This window comes from Kosakonia pseudosacchari (assembly GCF_015167415.1).
In the GTDB taxonomy this organism is placed as follows: Bacteria; Pseudomonadota; Gammaproteobacteria; order Enterobacterales; family Enterobacteriaceae; genus Kosakonia; species Kosakonia pseudosacchari.
Genome location: NZ_CP063425.1, coordinates 1,091,778 through 1,111,600, shown reverse-complemented (window position 1 = coordinate 1,111,600; position 19,823 = coordinate 1,091,778). Strand labels below are relative to the sequence as shown.

The window sequence follows — 19,823 nt, the reverse complement described above, 5'->3', positions numbered from 1 at the left end:
CGCTATTTTGCTATTAAAATCAGGCCATCAAAAAATAAAAACAGCCCAAAACAATTCACCGCAGTTATTATTATGCTCAATAAATAAACACCGCTCTTTTTTTGCAAATCGCCTAATTCAAATCGAACAAATAAAAAATCTTAATTGTTTTGTGCCTTATAAATTAAAGGCTACTCTTTAACGATTCAGCACGGTTATTAATTGTTGGGTTTCAAGTTCGTTCCAATAATGTTCAATATTTGCTGGATATTTGTTAAATAAATGTATATTTAACTGATTGGTTATACCAATTTACCCCCAACACTGATTGTCATGTAATTTTTCCGTTATAATCTCACTCTCTGGCAGTGCGAATCGCTTTTTTTACAGATTGTTGCATTCGATGTGACATAAACGGCAAAAGCCAGTAACACCTTACTGACACAGAGCCAATCATGTTTACAGTAACGTAACCTTTCCGTAAAATGCCCGCACACTTTAAGCGCCACCAGATCCCGTGGAATTGAGGTCGTTAAATGAGACTCAGGAAATACAATAAAAGTTTGGGATGGTTGTCATTAATCGCCGGTACTGTTTTACTCAGTGGCTGCGATTCTGCACTTCTTGACCCCAAAGGACAGATTGGACTGGAGCAACGTTCGCTGATACTGACGGCTTTTGGCCTGATGTTGATTGTCGTTATTCCCGCCATCTTGATGGCCGTTGGTTTCGCCTGGAAGTATCGTGCGAGCAATAAAGATGCGAAGTATAGCCCTAACTGGTCACACTCCAATAAAGTGGAAGCTGTGGTCTGGACGGTGCCAATTCTTATCATCCTGTTCCTTGCCGTATTGACATGGAAAACCACCCACGCGCTCGAACCGAGTAAACCATTAGCCCATGATGAACAACCGATCACCATTGAAGTTGTTTCTATGGACTGGAAATGGTTCTTCATCTATCCGGAGCAGGGCATTGCTACCGTGAACGAAATCGCCTTCCCGGCTAACGTTCCGGTTCAGTTCAAAGTGACCTCCAACTCCGTGATGAACTCGTTCTTTATCCCGAAACTGGGTAGTCAGATTTATGCGATGGCCGGTATGCAGACCAACCTGCATCTGATCGCCAACGAAGCTGGCACCTACGATGGTATCTCCGCAAGCTACAGCGGCCCGGGCTTCTCGGGTATGAAGTTTAAAGCAATTGCTACGCCGGATCGTGCCGCATTCGACCAGTGGGTCGCAAAAGCGAAACAAGCTTCGAATACCCTGCCGGATATGGCAGCGTATGAAAAACTTGCAGCGCCAAGCGAATACAACAAGGTTGAATACTTCTCCAGCGTGAAACCCGATTTGTTTAAAGACGTTATCAACAAATTTATGGGCCACGGCATGAGCATGGACATGAACCAACCGAAGGGCGAGCATAGCGAGCACGAAGGTATGGAAGGCATGGACATGAGCCACGCGGAAACCTCTCACTAAGGGGTCGAGGAAGAAAACGATGTTCGGAAAATTGACACTGGATGCAGTCCCCTACCATGAACCCATTATTATGGTTACGGTGGCTGCCATTATCATCGGTGGCCTGGCATTAGTGGCCCTGATTACTTACTTCGGTAAGTGGAACTACTTGTGGAAAGAGTGGCTGACTTCGGTTGACCATAAAAAACTCGGTATCATGTACTGCATCGTCGGTATCGTGATGCTGATTCGTGGCTTTGCTGACGCCATCATGATGCGCAGCCAGCAAGCACTCGCCTCGGCGGGTGAAGCAGGCTTCCTGCCGCCGCACCACTACGATCAGATCTTCACCGCCCACGGCGTGATCATGATCTTCTTCGTAGCAATGCCGCTGGTTATCGGTCTGATGAACGTGGTTATCCCACTTCAGATCGGCGCTCGCGACGTGGCGTTCCCGTTCCTGAACAACCTGAGCTTCTGGTTCACGGTTGTCGGTGTGATCCTGGTTAACCTGTCTCTCGGCGTGGGTGAATTCGCGCAGACTGGCTGGCTGGCTTATCCGCCGCTATCGGGAATTGAATACAGTCCTGGTGTCGGGGTTGACTACTGGATCTGGGCACTTCAGCTCTCCGGTATCGGTACGACACTGACCGGTATCAACTTCTTCGTTACCATTCTGAAGATGCGTGCGCCGGGCATGACGATGTTCAAGATGCCGGTATTTACCTGGGCATCGCTGTGCGCCAACGTGCTGATTATCGCCTCGTTCCCGATCCTGACGGTCACCGTCGCGCTGCTGACCCTGGACCGTTATCTGGGTACCCATTTCTTCACCAACGAAATGGGCGGCAACATGATGATGTACATCAACTTGATCTGGGCCTGGGGCCATCCGGAAGTGTACATCCTGGTTCTGCCGGTGTTCGGTGTGTTCTCGGAAGTCGCCGCGACCTTCTCGCGTAAACGTCTGTTCGGTTACACCTCTCTGGTTTGGGCGACCGTGTGTATTACCGTACTGTCGTTCATCGTTTGGCTGCACCACTTCTTCACCATGGGTGCGGGCGCGAACGTTAACGCCTTCTTCGGTATCGCCACCATGATTATCGCCATCCCGACCGGGGTGAAGATCTTCAACTGGCTGTTCACCATGTACCAGGGCCGTATCGTGTTCCATTCAGCGATGATGTGGACCATCGGCTTTATCGTGACCTTCTCTGTGGGCGGTATGACTGGCGTATTGCTGGCGGTACCGGGCGCGGACTTTGTGCTGCACAACAGCCTGTTCCTGATTGCTCACTTCCATAACGTCATCATCGGCGGTGTGGTATTTGGTTGCTTTGCGGGTATCACTTACTGGTGGCCGAAAGCGTTTGGCTTCACCCTGAATGAAACCTGGGGTAAACGCGCGTTCTGGTTCTGGATTATCGGCTTCTTCGTAGCATTTATGCCGCTGTATGTGCTGGGCTTTATGGGCATGACCCGTCGTCTGAGCCAGCAGATCGATCCGCAGTTCCACACCATGCTGGTGGTTGCCGCTTGCGGTGCTGCGCTGATTGCCTGCGGTATTCTGTGCCAGCTGATTCAGTACTACGTCTCTATCCGCGACCGTCACCAGAACCGTGACCTGACCGGTGACCCGTGGGGCGGCCGTACGCTGGAGTGGGCGACCTCTTCTCCGCCGCCGTTCTACAACTTCGCTGAAGTGCCGCACGTTCATGAGCGTGATGCCTTCTGGGAAATGAAAGAAAAAGGCGAAGCGTACAAGCAACCTGCGCATTATGAAGAAATTCATATGCCAAAAAACAGCGGTGCGGGCATTGTTATTGCCGCTTTCGCAACGGTGTTTGGCTTTGCCATGATCTGGCACATCTGGTGGATGGCGATCGTCGGTTTCGCCGGCATCGTAATTAGCTGGATTGTGAAGAGCTTTGACGAGGACGTGGATTACTACGTACCGGTTGCAGAAGTCGAAAAACTGGAAAACCAGCATTTCGATGAGATCAAAAAGGCAGGGCTGAAAAATGGCAACTGATACTCTGACGACTGCGAACGCCCACGCGCACGAACATGGGCACCATGATACAGGACCGATGAAAGTCTTCGGTTTCTGGATCTACCTGATGAGCGACTGCATTCTGTTCTCGATCCTGTTCGCGACCTATGCCGTGTTAGTCAATAACACGGCGGGTGGTCCGTCGGGTAAAGACATTTTCGAACTGCCGTTCGTTCTGGTGGAAACCGCCCTGCTGCTGTTCAGCTCCATTACCTATGGCATGGCGGCGATCGCCATGTATAAGAACAACAAAAGCCAGGTCGTTTCCTGGCTGGCGTTGACCTGGCTGTTCGGCGCAGGCTTCATCGGGATGGAACTCTATGAATTCCATCATCTGATTGTTGAAGGTATGGGTCCGGATCGCAGCGGCTTCCTGTCAGCGTTCTTCGCGCTGGTTGGCACCCACGGTCTGCACGTAACCTCGGGTCTAATCTGGATGGCAGTGCTGATGTTCCAGATTTCCCGTCGCGGCCTGACCAGTACAAACCGTACACGTATCCTGTGCCTGAGCCTGTTCTGGCACTTCCTGGACGTGGTATGGATTTGTGTATTCTCAGTCGTTTATCTGATGGGGGCGATGTAATGAGTCATTCAACCGATCATGGCGCTTCCCACGGTAGCGTAAAAACCTACATGACAGGTTTTATCCTGTCGATCATCCTGACGGTGATCCCGTTCTGGATGGTGATGAGCGGTACTGCGTCCCACGTGGCGATCCTCGGCACCGTGCTGGTGACCGCAGTAGTACAGATTCTGGTGCATCTGGTGTGCTTCCTGCACATGAACACCAAGTCTGATGAGGGCTGGAACATGACGGCTTTCGTCTTTACTGTGCTGATCATCGCGATCGTGGTGGTAGGTTCCATCTGGATTATGTGGAACCTCAACTACAACATGATGGTTCGATAAGAGCGGCGAAGTATGTTTAAGCAATACCTGCAAGTCACGAAACCGGGCATTATTTTTGGCAACTTGATCTCCGTGATCGGGGGATTCCTGCTGGCCTCGAAAGGCCACATCGATTATCCCCTGTTCATCTACACGCTGATTGGTGTGTCGCTGGTGGTCGCCTCTGGTTGTGTTTTTAACAACTACATCGATCGTGACATCGATAAAAAGATGGAACGGACGAAAAACAGGGTGCTGGTCAGAGGGCTGATCTCGCCAAAAGTCTCGCTGGTTTACGCCGCCTTGCTGGGTATTGCTGGCTTCATGCTGCTGTGGTTTGGCGCCAACCCGCTGGCCTGCTGGCTTGGGGTAATGGGGTTCGTAGTATATGTAGGCGTTTACAGCCTGTATATGAAACGCCACTCCGTTTACGGCACGCTGATTGGCTCACTCTCCGGCGCGGCGCCGCCGGTGATTGGCTACTGCGCCGTCACCAACGAGTTTGACAGCGGCGCGGCGATCCTGCTGGCGATTTTCAGCCTGTGGCAGATGCCTCACTCGTATGCCATCGCGATTTTCCGCTTTAAGGATTATCAGGCAGCGAACATCCCAGTACTGCCGGTGGTGAAAGGCATTTCCGTGGCGAAAAACCATATCACGCTGTACATCCTGGCGTTCGCTATCGCCACCCTGATGCTGTCGCTTGGCGGCTACGCCGGTTACAAATACCTGGTCGTTGCCGCGGCGGTAAGCCTCTGGTGGTTAGGCATGGCGTTGCGTGGTTATAAAGTTGAGGATGACAAGGTGTGGGCGCGCAAACTATTCGTCTTCTCCATTGTCGCTATCACCTCACTGAGCGTGATGATGTCGGTCGATTTTATGGTGCCGGATTCCCATAATCTGTTGACCTACGTCTGGTGATCCAAACCGCCATTCTAAAGGGTGCTACGGCACCCTTTTTTCATGCCTGAACACCCCGCTTTACAGGTAATATTTGTTAATTAAGCTGTTATTTACCCCGCCCTGCCCCCGCACTACACTATGTCCGGTTTTCAAATTGAGGTGGTAATGAACGATTATAAAATGACGCCAGGCGAGTTGCGCGCCACCTGGGGTTTAGGGACTGTATTCTCACTGCGCATGCTCGGCATGTTTATGGTCCTGCCCGTTCTGACCACTTACGGTATGGCGCTGCAGGGCGCCAGTGAAGCACTCATCGGTCTGGCGATTGGTATTTATGGCCTCGCGCAGGCCGTGTTTCAAATCCCCTTTGGCTTGCTTTCTGACCGCATCGGCCGCAAGCCGCTTATCGTTGGCGGGTTAGCGATTTTTGTCGCCGGTAGCATTATTGCCGCCCTTTCCGACTCTATCTGGGGCATTATTCTTGGCCGCGCATTACAAGGCTCCGGCGCTATCGCCGCCGCCGTCATGGCACTGCTTTCCGATCTCACCCGCGAACAGAATCGCACCAAAGCGATGGCCTTTATCGGTGTCAGTTTTGGCGTCACTTTCGCCATCGCCATGGTGCTCGGCCCGATTATCACGCATCAGTTGGGCTTGCATGCGCTGTTCTGGATGATTGCCGGGCTGGCAACCGTCGGTATTGCGTTGACCGTGTGGGTCGTGCCAGACAGTCAGCAACATGTGCGTAACCGTGAATCCGGTATGGTGAAAGACTGTTTCCAGATGGTGATGGTCAACCCGAAGCTGCTAAAGCTCAACTTTGGCATTATGTGCCTGCATATCCTGCTGATGTCGACGTTCGTTGCCCTGCCAGGGCAACTTGAAGCCGCCGGTTTTCTCGCACCGGATCACTGGAAAATCTACCTTGTCACCATGCTTATCTCTTTCGTTTCTGTGGTGCCGTTTATTATTTACGCTGAAGTGAAGCGCCGTATGAAGCGCGTTTTCGTGTTCTGCGTGGCGCTGCTGTTGATTGCGGAGATCGTGTTGTGGGGCGCGGGGCCACATTTCTGGGAAATCGTTATTGGCGTACAGATCTTTTTCCTCGCCTTTAACCTGATGGAGGCGTTATTACCCTCGTTAATCAGCAAAGAAGCGCCAGCGGGTTATAAAGGCACGGCGATGGGAATTTACTCCACCAGCCAGTTTATCGGCGTGGCGATTGGCGGCGCGCTTGGCGGCTGGGTAGACGGTATGTTTGATTCCCAAACGGTATTTCTTGCCGGCGCCTTGCTGGCGATGGTCTGGCTGCTTGTCGCGGGCACCATGCAGGAACCGCCCTATGTCAGCAGCTTACGCATCGCGATCCCGGAAAATGTCACCATCAATGACGCGCTGCAGCAGCGTTTACTGGCAACAGCGGGTGTAAGTGAAGTGCTGGTGGTTGCCGAAGAGCGCAGCGCTTACGTCAAGATTGACAGTAAGATCACTAACCGCTTTGAAGTTGAACAAGCCGTAGCGGGTTAAATCTGCGACACGCTCTCTCCGCCGGGGAGAGAGCACGCACCTTAATCGCGGAAGTTCTTAAACTGGAAAGGCTGACCAAGATTACCGCCGCGCACCAGCGCCATCACGGACTGCAAATCATCACGGGATTTCCCGGTCACACGAATCTCTTCGCCCTGAATCTGCGCCTGCACTTTTAGCTTGCTGTCTTTAATCAGCTTAATGATTTTCTTCGCCGTCGCCGCATCAATACCCTGTTTCAGTTTTGCTTCAACGAACCAGGTCTTGCCGCTGTGAACAAACTCTTCCGGCACGTCCAGCGACGCCCCTTCAATGCCGCGTTTCAGCAATTTAGCACGCAAAATATCCAGCAACTGATTTACCTGGAAATCGGATTCGCTCAAAACCTTAATGGTCTGTTTCTCTTCGTTCAGTTCAAACGTGGCTTCAACGTTGCGAAAATCAAAACGAGTCCCTACTTCACGGGTTGCATTCTCAACGCCGTTTTGCACTTCTCGCATTTCAACTTCGGAAACGATATCGAAAGATGGCATCTTTTCTTCTCCCTCTGCATTTGTTGCGTTGCATAATACCCGCAACGAGGCATAACTCAACTTGTAATACGGGAAGCTTAGCCGACAGCGCTATAATGGTGAAAGCAACACCTGGCGACGTTGCAGGTGAGGAGGATAAATGAGAATTACCGTACTCGGATGCGGTGCTTTAGGGCAATTGTGGTTAACCGCGTTATGTAAAAGGGGACATGAGGTACAGGGTTGGTTACGCGTTCCACAGCCTTTTTGCAGTGTGAATGTCGTTGATGAAGACGGCTCAATATTTAACGAATCCCTGACGGCCAACGATCCTGAATTCCTGGCGCGTAGCGATTTATTGCTGGTGACGTTAAAAGCGTGGCAAGTTTCCGATGCGGTGAAAGGGCTGGCAGCCACACTTTCGCCTTCAACTCCCGTGTTGCTGCTTCACAACGGCATGGGTACTGTCGAAGAGTTGAAAGCACTGGCGAATCCGTTACTGATCGGCACCACTACTCATGCGGCGCGCCGGGATGGCAACGTTATCGTACACGTTGCCAGCGGCACCACACACATTGGTCCGGCGCGCCAGCAGGATGGCGAGTTCAGCTATCTGGCCGATATTCTGCAAGATGTGCTGCCGGACGTTGCCTGGCATAACACGATCCGTCCGGCGCTGTGGCGCAAGCTGGCGGTGAACTGCGTCATCAACCCGTTAACCGCGCTGCATGATTGTAAAAATGGCGATCTGCGTGCTTTCCCGGCGGAGATCCAAAAAGTCACTCATGAGGTTGCCGCAGTGATTGAACGCGAAGGCCACCATATTTCTGCCGATGATTTGTTGAGCTATGTGAATCAGATTATTGAAAATACGGCAGAAAATATTTCATCTATGCTGCAGGACGTACGCGCTTTGCGCCATACCGAGTGCGATTATATTACGGGTTACCTGCTCAGACGCGCCCGTGCGCACGGCATCGCGGTGCCAGAAAACGCCCGTCTGTATGAAATGATTAAACGTAAGGAGAGTGAGTATGAGCGCATCGGCTCTGATATGTCTCGCCCCTGGTAGTGAAGAAACCGAAGCGGTCACCACTATCGATCTGCTGGTACGTGGCGGTATTGCCGTTACTACCGCCAGCGTCGCCAGCGATGGCAACCTGGTCATCACCTGTTCACGCGGCGTAAAACTGCTGGCAGATGCGCCGTTAGTAGAAGTAGCCGATGGCGATTACGACGTGATTGTGCTGCCCGGCGGTCTGAAAGGGGCAGAGTGTTTTCGCGACAGTCCGTTACTGGTGGAAACCGTGCGCCAGTTTCATCTTTCGGGCCGTATTGTTGCTGCAATCTGTGCGGCAGCGGGCACCGTGCTGGTGCCACATGCGATTTTCCCGCTGGGTAATATGACCGGTTTTCCAGGCCTGAAAGAGACGATTCCCGCCGAACAGTGGCAGGATAAACGTGTCGTGTGGGATCCGCGCGTCAATCTGCTCACCAGCCAGGGGCCGGGTACCTCCATCGATTTTGGGCTGAAGATTATTGATTTGCTGGTGGGGCGCGAAAAAGCACACGAAGTGGCCTCACAACTGGTGATGGCGGCCGGCATTTATAACTACTACGAAGCCTGAAAAAAAGCCCGGCGGCGCTTTCGCGTACCGGGCTTTCAGCTTGAAGCGCAGCCGGAGAGACGCAAGTCCTCCGGTTCTGTTTTAAGGGCGGTAAACCTTCACATTGGCAAAGCCCTGCTCGCGCAGATAGAGCGCCTGCAGGCGGCTCATCACACCGCGCTCGCACCACAGCAGCCAGGTTTTGTTCTGATCGAGGTCGCCAAATTTCGTACTCAGTTTATAGAAAGGCAGCGAGACCACGTCGATCCCTTCCAGCTTCAGCGGTTTGTCATCCTGTTCATCAATAGAGCGGATATCCAGGATCACATCGTTCGGGCCAAAACCGTTAACCGTTTCAACTTCGACCACCGTTTCCTGCGTCTGCTGGGCGATTTCCCGGATATCGATATTGCTCGCTTCAGCAACCACTTTATCGAGGATGGAGAAGTCGAAATGCTCCTCTTCCGCTTCGATTTTCGCCTTCACCGCTTTAACGGTTGGGCTTTTCGAGATCACTCCGCAATATTCCGGCATGGTACGGGCGAAATCTTCAGTACCGATTTCACGCGCCAGGTCGATGATGTGCTCTTTATCGTAAGAGATAAGCGGGCGCAAAATCAGCGTGTCAGAAACGTTGTCAATCAGACGCAGGTTGGTCAGCGTCTGGCTGGAAACCTGGCCAAGTGCTTCACCGGTCACCAGCGCCTGTACGCCGTAGCGTTCAGCCACTTTTGACGCGGCGCGCACCATCATGCGTTTCAACACCACGCCCATCTGGCCGTCATCCACTTTTTCGAGGATTTCACCCACCACTGGCTCAAAGTTGATCGCCACAAACCGTACGCGGTGAGAGCTACCAAAACGGTTCCACAGGTAGTGCGCTACCTGGCGAACACCAATTTCATGCGCTGCGCCGCCGAGGTTAAAGAAGCAGTAGTGTACGCGGCAACCGCGACGCATCAGCATATAGCTGGAAACGCCGGAGTCAAAACCACCGGAGATGAGCGACAGCACATCTTCCTGGGTGCCGATCGGAAAGCCGCCGATACCTTCATAGCGGCCTTTCACTAACAGCAAGCGATCGTCTTCGATCTCCAGATTTACCGTCACATCCGGGTGAGTCAGTTTGACGCGCGCAGATTCGACATGCTGGTTCAGTCCACCGCCAACATAGCGTTCAACTTCAATCGAGCTAAACTCATGCTTGCCGCGACGTTTTACGCGTACGCAGAAGGTTTTACCTTCGATCTGCTCGCGGTACTGCACCAGCGCTTTCTCAAAAATGTCGTGCAGCGAAGTGAAAGGAACATCTTCCACTTCAAGAATATGGTGGATGCCCGGAATACGGGTCAGCGCATCACGGATAGTCAGCCGCTGATTTTCATCTTTGGCGCGCACTTCGATATGATCCCAGTGGCGGACAACGGCGAGAGTCTCGTCGTAGTGCTTCAGAACGTTACGAATGTTCCCGGTCAAAATTTTAATAAAGCGCAAACGCACAGATTGGCTTTTGATGGTGATTTCCGGGAACAATTTAATGATAAACTTCATGGCGGCAATGGTTCGTTGGCAAGCCCGGCTGGGCCTGTAATGGAAAATAATACAGCAGCCCCATACCCGCGGCTGCATCCAGGCGCGGAAGTATACCACCATCGCAATAAAGCTGCGCACATTGCATTACCATTGCGCGTTATTTGCTAAGCGCCGTGACTTCGCTACCATAGCTACGTTGAGCCAGAACACTAGAAGAGTCAGACATTCACTATGCCAAAGAAAAACGACGCACCGGCCAGTTTTGAAACAGCGCTAAGCGAACTGGAACAGATTGTCACTCGTCTTGAAAGCGGCGATCTGCCACTTGAAGAGGCGCTCAATGAATTCGAACGCGGCGTGCAGCTGGCGCGCCAGGGACAGGTGAAACTCCAGCAAGCGGAACAACGCGTGCAGATCCTGCTCTCTGATTCACAAGAGGCTCCCCTCACGCCTTTTGCTCCGGACGCTGAATAAATGGATTTCGATCAACAGTTACAGGCCTGTGTCTCTCAGGCCAATGAAGCGCTGCGCCGATTTATCGCGCCACTGCCCTTTCAGAACACTCCTCTGGTTGAGGCCATTTCCTATGGCGCATTATTAGGCGGTAAACGTCTGCGCCCTTTTTTGGTTTATGCCACGGGCAACATGTTCGGCGTTAGCCAGCAAACGCTGGATGCGCCCGCAGCGGCGGTGGAGTGCATTCACGCTTACTCGCTGATCCACGATGATCTGCCCGCCATGGATGATGATGACCTCCGTCGGGGTTTACCGACATGCCATATTAAGTTTGGTGAAGCCAGCGCCATCCTCGCGGGTGATGCGTTACAAACCCTGGCTTTCTCCATTCTTGCGGATGCGCCAATGGCAGAAGTCGATGCGCGTGACCGGCTGGCGATGGTTTCGGAACTGGCTCACGCCAGTGGCGTTGCCGGAATGTGCGGCGGCCAGGCGCTGGATCTGGCTGCGGAAGGCAAGCGGGTTTCTCTGGCTGAACTGGAGCAGATCCATCGCCATAAAACCGGCGCGCTGATTCGCGCAGCGGTCCGCATGGGCGCGTTAAGCGCAGGTGATAAGGGCCGCGAAGCCCTGCCGTTGCTCGATCGCTATGCCGAATGCATTGGTCTGGCGTTCCAGGTTCAGGATGACATTCTGGATGTTGTCGGCGATACTGCGACGCTTGGCAAACGCCAGGGCGCTGACCAGCAACTGGGGAAAAGTACCTATCCCGCACTATTGGGCCTTGAGCAAGCCCGGACAAAAGCCCGCGATCTGATTGACGACGCCCGGCAAGCTTTAGGCCTGCTAGCGGTACAGTCGCTGGATACGACGGCACTGGAAGCACTGGCGAATTACATAATCCAGCGTGATAAATAACGAAAACACCACGATGAGTCTCTGATGAGTTTTGATATAGCCAAATACCCGACGCTGGCGCTGGTTGATACCACGCAAGAGTTGCGCCTGTTGCCGAAAGAGAGCCTGCCGAAGCTATGCGACGAACTGCGCCGCTACCTTCTCGACAGCGTGAGCCGCTCCAGCGGGCACTTCGCCTCCGGGCTTGGCACGGTTGAATTGACCGTCGCGCTACATTACGTCTACAACACACCGTTTGATCAGTTGATCTGGGACGTAGGCCACCAGGCGTATCCGCATAAAATTCTGACCGGACGTCGTGACAAAATCGGCACCATCCGCCAGAAAAACGGGTTGCACCCCTTCCCGTGGCGCGGCGAAAGCGAATACGACGTGCTGAGCGTTGGCCATTCATCGACGTCCATTAGCGCCGGTATTGGCGTGGCCGTCGCGGCGGCGAAAGAGGGCAAACAGCGCCGCACCGTCTGTGTGATTGGCGATGGCGCGATCACCGCTGGCATGGCGTTTGAAGCCATGAACCACGCGGGTGATATCCGCCCGGATATGCTGGTGGTGTTAAACGACAACGAAATGTCGATTTCTGAGAATGTCGGCGCGCTGAATAATCACCTGGCCCAGTTGCTCTCCGGCAAGCTCTACTCCACGCTGCGCGAAGGCGGCAAAAAAGTGCTTTCCGGCGTCCCGCCCATTAAAGAGCTGATTAAGCGCACCGAAGAGCACATCAAAGGTATGGTGGTGCCGGGCACGCTGTTTGAAGAGCTGGGCTTTAACTATATCGGCCCGGTCGACGGTCACGATGTGCTGGGTTTGGTGCAGACGCTGCGGAATATGCGCGATCTGAAAGGTCCGCAGTTCCTGCATATCATGACCAAAAAAGGGCGCGGTTATGAACCGGCCGAAAAAGATCCGATCACCTTCCACGCCGTACCGAAATTCGATCCGACCAGCGGAACGTTGCCAAAAAGCAGCGGTGGCATGCCGAGCTATTCGAAGATTTTCGGCGACTGGCTGTGCGAAACCGCCGCGAAAGACAGCAAGCTGATGGCAATCACGCCAGCGATGCGTGAAGGTTCCGGCATGGTCGAGTTCTCACGCAAATACCCGGATCAATACTTTGATGTGGCGATTGCCGAACAACACGCGGTGACGTTTGCCGCAGGTCTGGCGATTGGCGGCTACAAGCCAGTGGTGGCGATTTATTCCACCTTCCTGCAACGCGCCTACGATCAGGTTATCCATGATGTGGCGATCCAGAAACTGCCGGTGCTGTTCGCTATCGACCGCGCAGGTATCGTCGGCGCTGACGGTCAAACCCACCAGGGCGCGTTTGATATCTCTTATCTGCGCTGCATCCCGGGCATGGTAGTGATGACACCGAGCGACGAGAACGAATGTCGCCAGATGCTGTTTACCGGCTATCACTACGCAGATGGCCCAAGCGCGGTGCGCTACCCTCGCGGGAATGCAGTTGGTGTACCGCTGCAACCGCTGGAAAAAATGCCCATCGGCAAAGGTGTGGTGAAACGCCATGGCGAAAAAGTGGCAATCCTTAATTTTGGTACGCTGTTGCCGGAGGCGGAAAAAGCCGCCGAAGCGCTGAACGCCACGCTAATCGATATGCGTTTTGCCAAACCGCTGGATGAGGCGCTGATTCTGGAAACCGCCGCGCGCCATGAATCGCTGGTCACGCTGGAAGAAAACGCCATTATCGGTGGCGCAGGTAGCGGCGTGAACGAAGTGCTGATGGCTAACCGCAAACCGGTACCGGTGTTAAATCTTGGACTGCCGGATTTCTTTATCCCGCAAGGCACGCAGGATGAAGCCCGCGCTGAGCTGGGTCTCGACGCTGCCGGTATTGAATCCCGCATCAGAAACTGGCTTGCCTGACCCTCCCCCTCCGCTCCTGCTATGCTTAAACGAACGTTTTGACAAGCAGGAGTGGAACCATGCAATACAACACATTAGGAAAAACAGACCTGAAGGTTTCCCGCCTTTGTCTGGGCTGCATGACGTTTGGCGAGCCGGATCGCGGTAAACACGCCTGGACCTTGCCTGAAGAGAGCAGCCGCCCCATCATCAAACGCGCCCTGGAAGGTGGGATCAACTTTTTCGATACCGCAAACAGCTACTCGGACGGCAGCAGTGAAGAGATTGTTGGCCGGGCGCTGCGTGATTTCGCCCGCCGCGATGAAGTGGTGGTAGCGACTAAAGTGTATCACCAGGTTGGCGATCTGCCCGAAGGCCTGTCACGCGCGCAAATTTTGCGCTCCATTGACGACAGCCTGTGGCGTCTAGGCATGGATTATGTCGATTTACTGCAAATTCACCGCTGGGATTACACCACGCCTATTGAAGAGACACTGGAAGCGCTGAACGAGGTGGTGAAAGCCGGTAAAGCACGCTATATCGGCGCCTCTTCCATGCATGCCCGCCAGTTTGCGCAGGCGCTGGCATTGCAGGAGCAAAACGGCTGGACACGCTTTGTCACCATGCAGGATCACTACAACCTAATCTACCGCGAAGAAGAGCGCGAAATGCTGCCACTGTGCTACAAAGAGGGCGTGGCGATTATTCCGTGGAGCCCGCTGGCGCGCGGGCGTTTAACGCGTCCGTGGGGTGAAACCACTGCGCGTCTGGTGTCGGATGAATTCGGCAAAACGCTGTACAGCGAAACGGATGACAACGACGCGCAGATCGCCGAACGACTGGCGGGTGTGGCAGAAGAGATTGGCGCATCGCGCGCGCAGGTCGCGCTGGCGTGGCTGCTAAGTAAACCGGGTGTTGCAGCGCCTATTATTGGTACATCGCGTGAAGAGCAACTGGACGACTTGCTGGGCGCGGTAGATCTCACGCTGAAACCGGAGCAGATTGCCGAGCTCGAAACACCGTATAAACCACATCCGGTGGTCGGCTTTAAATAAAGCAGGAAACGCCCTCTCCCACCGGGAGAGGGAAACGTCAGATAAGCCCGAGCGGCCAGTGATGGCCAATCAGATAGAGCAGCCCGGCGGCGATGATCCCGGCGACAATATCATCGACCATGATCCCCATTCCGCCATGCACGTTGCGATCAAACCAGCGGATCGGCCACGGCTTCCACATATCCAGAATACGGAACAGCACAAACCCCACAGCGACCCACTGCCAGTCCGTGGTCGGCAGCGCCATCAGCGTTATCCACATGCCGATGAACTCATCCCAGACAATACTGCCGTGATCGTGCACGCCCATGTCTTTTGCCGTCTGGTGGCAAAGGTAAACGCCAAGCGAAATACCCAACATCACCAGCAGCGAGTAGAGCTGCCAGGGCAAAAAGGTCATTGCCCACCAGAAGGGAATCGACGCCAGCGAGCCCATTGTTCCCGGCACGATTGGGCTTAAACCGCTACCAAAGCCAGTAGCCAGCAGATGCCAGGGGTTGCGTAAATTAAGACGGCTTTTCGCCACATCTTTAGTGCGCAGCAAAGTGGTCATATCCTTTCCAGTCAAGCGTCACGGCTTTGCCGTCGCGGGTGAAATGCAGCCCTTCAATATCTGCACTGATCTGCCCGATACAGGTAAAAGGCGCGCCCAACTGACCAATCGCGACATCCAGCGCACCGCGGTTCAGCTCCGGCACGGTAAAGCACAATTCGTAATCTTCGCCGCCGGAAAGCGCCCAGCGCAGAGCCTGATCCGGCATGACATGTCGGCGAACAGCGTTAGAAAACGGCAACGCATCCAGATCGATACGCGCGCCGCAACTGCTGGCTTTCAGCACATGCGCCAGGTCAGAAATCAGGCCATCGGAGAGATCAATCGCCGAACTTGCGAGATTACGCAGCGCCTGCCCCTGCAATACGCGCGGCGTTGGACGCAGGTGGCGCTGGAGCAAATACTGCGCATCAGCGCTATCGTTAACGGCTAAACGCTGTTGCAAAATCGCCAGCCCGGCAGCGCTGTCACCCGGCGTACCGGTGACGTAAATCCAGTCTCCTGGCTTCGCGCCAGAACGTTTCATCGCCCGCCCCACCGGAACATAACCATGAATGCCGATGGTCATCGACAGCGGTCCGCGCGTGGTATCGCCGCCAATCAATTGCATATCGTAGTAGTTGAGCTGCTCAAACAGACTATCGCTAAAGGCTTGCAGCCAGGCTTCATCCGCCTCGGGCAGCGTTAAGGCAAGCGTTAACCATGCCGGATCGGCGCCCATTGCCGCCAAATCACTGAGATTAGACGCCATCGCTTTGTACGCCAGATCGGCCGGATCGATATCCGGCAGAAAATGGTTGCCCGCCACCAGCGTATCGACGCTTATCGCCAGCGTCTGTTTTTCGGCAACATTGAGTAGTGCGCAGTCGTCGCCGATGCCAGTTTCTACATCGCGACGGGAGTTTCGTACGCGGTCAAAATAACGGGCAATCAGGGAAAATTCGCCGCATGCCATACGTTATGCCTCTGTAGAAAAAAGAAAAAGCCGGAACCGACGCGCAAAGTGCAGCGCCAGACTCCGGCTTGCGGATCACTTCTTGTGGGGGCGGATCGCAGGTGCGGCTTTATCCAGCACGCCGTTAACAAACTTGTGGCTGTCTTCAGCGCCAAAGGTTTTTGCCAGTTCGATAGCCTCGTTGATCGCCACTTTGTACGGCACATCATCACGTTTGGACAGTTCGAACAGCGCGATACGCAATACCGCTTTCTCGACCTGACCCAGCTCTTCAAGCAGGCGGGACAGGTACGGCTTCATTAAGCCATCGAGATATGCGCTATTAGTCGCCACCCCGGTCAACAGTTCACGGAAGTACAGGACGTCAACATCTTTAACGTCTTGCTCTGCCAGAAACTGGTACTCAACATCAGAGATGTCGTTCTGGGACAACTGCCAGGAGTAAAGCGCCTGGACGGCACACTCACGGGCGCGGCGACGAGCAGCAGGTTTCACGGAATTCCCCTTACAAAAATCAGGCCTTGATGGCTTTCAATACATTAATCATTTCAAGCGCGGTCAGTGCGGCTTCCGCACCTTTGTTACCGGCTTTGGTGCCAGCGCGTTCGATGGCTTGTTCAATACTTTCAGTGGTCAGCACGCCGAAAGCCACCGGGATTTCGCTGTCCTGCGCAACATGCGCCAGGCCATTGCTTGCACCACCGGCAACATATTCAAAGTGTGCGGTACCACCGCGGATCACGGTACCAAGCGCAATCACCGCGTCATATTTACCGGTTTTTGCCAGCGCACCTGCCGCCAGCGGCAGTTCGTAAGCGCCAGGCACCCACACGACGGTGATGTTGTCATCTTTCACCTGGCCGATGCGTTTCAGCGCATCAATCGCGCCTTCCAGCAGGCTGTCGTTGATGAAGTTGTTGAAACGGGCAATAGTGATGGCGACGCGAGCGTCCGGAGCAGCAACGTTGGCTTCAATAATGTTCATACACTTCCTTCACAGGTTCAGTTCGGCCCCCGCAGGGGGGCGGATTTTAGCATAATATTTTACGCGCTGCTTCCCTTTTACAGCAGGCATCACGCATGAGTGAGATGCAGGCAGACATCCGGGCCAACCTGACGTATCTCATTGAATTTAAAGTGTGGTGCATCCGCAAGGGCGGATAATCCCGGCAGCACACACAGACCATGCGCATCGCTGCCTAACAGTGTAGGCGCCAGATAGACAATCAGCTCATCCACCAGACCGGCCTGCAGCAATGCTCCGGCAAGGTGTGCGCCCGCTTCGACCCACACACTGTTGATCTGCTGTTTGCCGAGCAGCATCATCAGCGTGACCAGATCGGCATGGCCATTATGTTCCGGTACGATAATTTCACGCACATTTTCAGGCCACTGGCGCTCATCGGCGCGCGTGCGGGCAAACCAGGTTTCTCCCGGCAGGCCAACTAACTGATGCTGAGGTGTCACCCGGTTCTGGCTGTCGACAACAATGCGTACCGGTTGACGCAAATTTTCCTGCGGGTAAAGAGCCTGCGTATCCGCATTTAACTCGGTCCAACGCACGGTCAGTGCCGGATCGTCCGCCAGCACCGTTTCACTGCTGGTCAGGATCGCGTGGCTCTGCGCGCGTAGCAGTTGCACATCACGTCGCGCCTGCGGTGAGGTGATCCACTGGCTTTCGCCGCTGGCCATTGCGGTACGGCCATCAAGCGACGCGCCGAGCTTAAGCTGCACGTAAGGGAACCCGGTGCGCATGCGTTTGAGAAAGCCTTTATTTAACGCTTCAGCCTCACTCATCATTAAGCCGTGGCTGACTTCGATACCTTCCTGCTGCAAGCGATACAAACCGCGCCCGGCAACCTGTGGATTAGGATCCTGCATCGCGGCGACCACGCGCGCGACGCCAGCATTAATCAACGCTTCACAGCATGGCGGCGTCCGCCCGTGATGGCTGCACGGTTCGAGCGTAACGTACGCTGTTGCGCCGCGAGCCCGTTCGCCCGCCATGCGCAATGCATGTACTTCCGCGTGCGGTTCGCCAGCACGGTAATGAAAACCTTCGCCGACAATTTCGCCATCGTTGACAATTACGCAGCCGACACGCGGATTCGGGTGAGTCGTAAAACGCCCGCGCTGCGCCAGTTTCAGCGCCCGCGCCATGTACATTTCGTCGTGCATGATTAGTCCTGTAGACGTGCGATCTCTTCGCCAAATTCGCGAATATCTTCAAAGCTACGGTAAACAGAGGCAAAGCGGACATAGGCCACTTTATCGAGCTTTTTCAGCTGCTCCATCACCAAATTGCCAATCATCTTACTCGGCACTTCCCGTTCACCGGTTGCGCGAAGTTGCGATTTAATATGGTTCAGCGCCATTTCTACGTCATCTGCGCTGACCGGACGCTTTTCGAGCGCCTTTAACATGCCACGACGCAGCTTCTCTTCATTGAACGGTTCACGCACATCATTGCTTTTCACGACGCGTGGCATCACAAGCTCCGCCACTTCAAACGTGGTGAAACGCTCATTGCAGACCAGGCACTGCCGGCGACGGCGAACGGATGAACCTTCACCCACCAGGCGAGAATCGATAACTTTGGTATCCACGGCGAAACAGAATGGGCAATGCATACGGCGTCCTGACGTTAGAGTTAACTGAAATCTATTTTACCCTGAACTGGCATGACAACAAAGGCAGACCGTTTTTGAGACAATGGATCGATGGCAACGAGGCCGTTGCGATCTACCATTACAGAGAAGATCCTATCCAAGGAAACAGACACAATGACAAGACGTTACCTAAGAACCCTGTTACTGGGAAGCCTTTTTGCCCTCAGTGCCTGCGCCCAGCAAAGCGAAGTTCGCCAGCTTCATCAAAGTGTCAGCACGCTCAATAATGAAATGAGCAAGCTAAACAAAGAGACGGTGAAAATCACCCAGCAGAATACGCTGAATGCCAAATCCGGCAGCGGCGTTTACCTGCTGCCGGGTGCCAACACGCCCGCCCGGTTGAATAGCCAAATCGGTATGCTGCGTATGTCGTTGCAAAATATCGTGCCGAATGCGGCGGGAACCCGCGTCGTGTTGCGAATCCAGGGCGAATCCAACGATCCGTTACCGGCTTTTAGCGGCACCGTTGAATGGGGCCAGATTCAGGGCACTACCGAGAACTACCAGGAAGTGAACGTACAAAACCAGCTGATTAACGCACCGGCCAGCACACTGGCGCCGAGCGATGTGGACATCCCGTTGCAACTTAACGGCATCACACCAGAGCAGTTAGGCTTTGTCCGCATTCACGATATACAGCCCACCAATTTGCAGTAACATCAGGGCGACGCTGTCGCCCTTTCTTACCTTCTGTCATGCATTTTCTTCTTTTTTGTCATCTCTTCATCACATTCACCAATTTGCAATATCGATAAATGCCAGTACAATCGCCGTCGTTTATTGCACGCAAACGTGAACGCAATCGATTACGCGTGTGTCAATAATGTGAAACAACACATATTTTTGTGAACGCGGATACTTATAATAGGCGCGCAGAAATATGAAA

The 19,823-nt window shown here is 53.9% G+C and carries 21 protein-coding genes; 13 read left to right on the top strand and 8 right to left on the bottom strand.

The features are described 5' to 3' along the window. The first annotated feature begins 515 nt into the window (after positions 1 to 515). The 6 genes from cyoA to IP581_RS05095 all read left to right on the top strand — a co-directional run bounded on the left by cyoA (position 516) and on the right by IP581_RS05095 (position 6,813). Positions 516 to 1,463: a cytochrome o ubiquinol oxidase subunit II gene (gene cyoA, locus IP581_RS05120; RefSeq protein ID WP_086873255.1), complete on the top strand. Its 948-nt coding sequence runs from the start codon at positions 516 to 518 to the stop codon at positions 1,461 to 1,463. Positions 1,464 to 1,482: 19 nt separating this feature from the next. Further along, complete coding sequence (cyoB, locus tag IP581_RS05115; RefSeq protein WP_097401418.1) at positions 1,483 to 3,474, top strand: cytochrome o ubiquinol oxidase subunit I; 1,992 nt, start codon at positions 1,483 to 1,485, stop codon at positions 3,472 to 3,474. Then, positions 3,464 to 4,078: a cytochrome o ubiquinol oxidase subunit III gene (locus tag IP581_RS05110; RefSeq protein WP_086873253.1), complete on the top strand. Its 615-nt coding sequence runs from the start codon at positions 3,464 to 3,466 to the stop codon at positions 4,076 to 4,078. Before cyoB ends, IP581_RS05110 begins: the two co-directional genes overlap by 11 nt. Continuing rightward, a complete protein-coding gene (locus IP581_RS05105) occupies positions 4,078 to 4,404 on the top strand; it encodes a cytochrome o ubiquinol oxidase subunit IV (RefSeq protein WP_017458876.1) in 327 nt (108 codons plus the stop codon). The genes IP581_RS05110 and IP581_RS05105 overlap by 1 nt, the downstream gene beginning before the upstream one ends. A gap of 12 nt (positions 4,405 to 4,416) precedes the next feature. Continuing rightward, complete coding sequence (gene cyoE / locus IP581_RS05100) at positions 4,417 to 5,304, top strand: heme o synthase (protein ID WP_017458875.1); 888 nt, start codon at positions 4,417 to 4,419, stop codon at positions 5,302 to 5,304. Positions 5,305 to 5,451: 147 nt separating this feature from the next. After that, positions 5,452 to 6,813 (top strand): MFS transporter, encoded by a 1,362-nt coding sequence (locus IP581_RS05095; RefSeq protein WP_193821901.1) that lies wholly within the window; start codon positions 5,452 to 5,454, stop codon positions 6,811 to 6,813. 41 nt (positions 6,814 to 6,854) lie between these two features. On the opposite strand, the gene IP581_RS05090 is transcribed toward IP581_RS05095, so the two are convergent. Next, positions 6,855 to 7,346 (bottom strand): YajQ family cyclic di-GMP-binding protein, encoded by a 492-nt coding sequence (locus IP581_RS05090; protein ID WP_020456765.1) that lies wholly within the window; start codon positions 7,344 to 7,346, stop codon positions 6,855 to 6,857. A gap of 139 nt (positions 7,347 to 7,485) precedes the next feature. Here IP581_RS05090 and panE point away from each other — a divergent pair, with 139 nt between their 5' ends. Beyond that, positions 7,486 to 8,397 carry a 2-dehydropantoate 2-reductase gene (gene panE / locus IP581_RS05085; RefSeq protein WP_097401416.1) on the top strand — a complete coding sequence of 304 codons (912 nt, stop codon included), beginning with the start codon at positions 7,486 to 7,488 and terminating at the stop codon, positions 8,395 to 8,397. Next, positions 8,360 to 8,953 (top strand): protein deglycase YajL, encoded by a 594-nt coding sequence (yajL, locus tag IP581_RS05080; protein WP_193821900.1) that lies wholly within the window; start codon positions 8,360 to 8,362, stop codon positions 8,951 to 8,953. The genes panE and yajL overlap by 38 nt, the downstream gene beginning before the upstream one ends. Before the next feature lie 81 nt (positions 8,954 to 9,034). On the opposite strand, the gene thiI is transcribed toward yajL, so the two are convergent. Continuing rightward, positions 9,035 to 10,483: a tRNA uracil 4-sulfurtransferase ThiI gene (gene thiI / locus IP581_RS05075; protein WP_097401469.1), complete on the bottom strand. Its 1,449-nt coding sequence runs from the start codon at positions 10,481 to 10,483 to the stop codon at positions 9,035 to 9,037. A gap of 213 nt (positions 10,484 to 10,696) precedes the next feature. Here thiI and xseB point away from each other — a divergent pair, with 213 nt between their 5' ends. Genes xseB through IP581_RS05055 form a run of 4 tightly spaced genes read left to right on the top strand, consistent with a single transcriptional unit; the run spans position 10,697 to position 14,760 of the window. Further along, positions 10,697 to 10,939, top strand: a complete 243-nt coding sequence (gene xseB / locus IP581_RS05070; protein WP_017458869.1) for an exodeoxyribonuclease VII small subunit — start codon at positions 10,697 to 10,699, stop codon at positions 10,937 to 10,939. After that, positions 10,940 to 11,839 (top strand): (2E,6E)-farnesyl diphosphate synthase, encoded by a 900-nt coding sequence (gene ispA, locus IP581_RS05065; protein ID WP_193821899.1) that lies wholly within the window; start codon positions 10,940 to 10,942, stop codon positions 11,837 to 11,839. A 24-nt stretch (positions 11,840 to 11,863) separates the two neighbouring features. Then, a complete protein-coding gene (gene dxs, locus IP581_RS05060) occupies positions 11,864 to 13,726 on the top strand; it encodes a 1-deoxy-D-xylulose-5-phosphate synthase (protein WP_086873249.1) in 1,863 nt (620 codons plus the stop codon). Between the two features lie 59 nt (positions 13,727 to 13,785). Further along, positions 13,786 to 14,760, top strand: coding sequence for an aldo/keto reductase (locus IP581_RS05055; RefSeq protein ID WP_193821898.1), 975 nt, complete (start codon positions 13,786 to 13,788; stop codon positions 14,758 to 14,760). Between the two features lie 37 nt (positions 14,761 to 14,797). Here IP581_RS05055 and pgpA read toward each other — a convergent pair whose 3' ends face one another. The 6 genes from pgpA to nrdR all read right to left on the bottom strand — a co-directional run bounded on the left by pgpA (position 14,798) and on the right by nrdR (position 18,898). Continuing rightward, positions 14,798 to 15,313, bottom strand: a complete 516-nt coding sequence (gene pgpA, locus IP581_RS05050) for a phosphatidylglycerophosphatase A (protein ID WP_193821897.1) — start codon at positions 15,311 to 15,313, stop codon at positions 14,798 to 14,800. Then, a complete protein-coding gene (gene thiL, locus IP581_RS05045) occupies positions 15,291 to 16,268 on the bottom strand; it encodes a thiamine-phosphate kinase (RefSeq protein WP_193821896.1) in 978 nt (325 codons plus the stop codon). Before thiL ends, pgpA begins: the two co-directional genes overlap by 23 nt. Before the next feature lie 75 nt (positions 16,269 to 16,343). Further along, the gene (nusB, locus tag IP581_RS05040) at positions 16,344 to 16,763 is read right to left on the bottom strand and encodes a transcription antitermination factor NusB (RefSeq protein ID WP_017458863.1); all 420 of its coding nucleotides are present in this window, start codon (positions 16,761 to 16,763) and stop codon (positions 16,344 to 16,346) included. Positions 16,764 to 16,782: 19 nt separating this feature from the next. Continuing rightward, positions 16,783 to 17,253, bottom strand: coding sequence for a 6,7-dimethyl-8-ribityllumazine synthase (ribH, locus tag IP581_RS05035; RefSeq protein ID WP_097401414.1), 471 nt, complete (start codon positions 17,251 to 17,253; stop codon positions 16,783 to 16,785). Positions 17,254 to 17,342: 89 nt separating this feature from the next. Continuing rightward, the gene (gene ribD, locus IP581_RS05030) at positions 17,343 to 18,446 is read right to left on the bottom strand and encodes a bifunctional diaminohydroxyphosphoribosylaminopyrimidine deaminase/5-amino-6-(5-phosphoribosylamino)uracil reductase RibD (RefSeq protein WP_193821895.1); all 1,104 of its coding nucleotides are present in this window, start codon (positions 18,444 to 18,446) and stop codon (positions 17,343 to 17,345) included. Positions 18,447 to 18,448: 2 nt separating this feature from the next. Continuing rightward, complete coding sequence (nrdR, locus tag IP581_RS05025; protein ID WP_017458860.1) at positions 18,449 to 18,898, bottom strand: transcriptional regulator NrdR; 450 nt, start codon at positions 18,896 to 18,898, stop codon at positions 18,449 to 18,451. 153 nt (positions 18,899 to 19,051) lie between these two features. Here nrdR and IP581_RS05020 point away from each other — a divergent pair, with 153 nt between their 5' ends. Further along, positions 19,052 to 19,594, top strand: coding sequence for a SadB/YajI family lipoprotein (locus IP581_RS05020; RefSeq protein ID WP_193821894.1), 543 nt, complete (start codon positions 19,052 to 19,054; stop codon positions 19,592 to 19,594). The last annotated feature ends 229 nt before the right edge of the window (positions 19,595 to 19,823 follow it).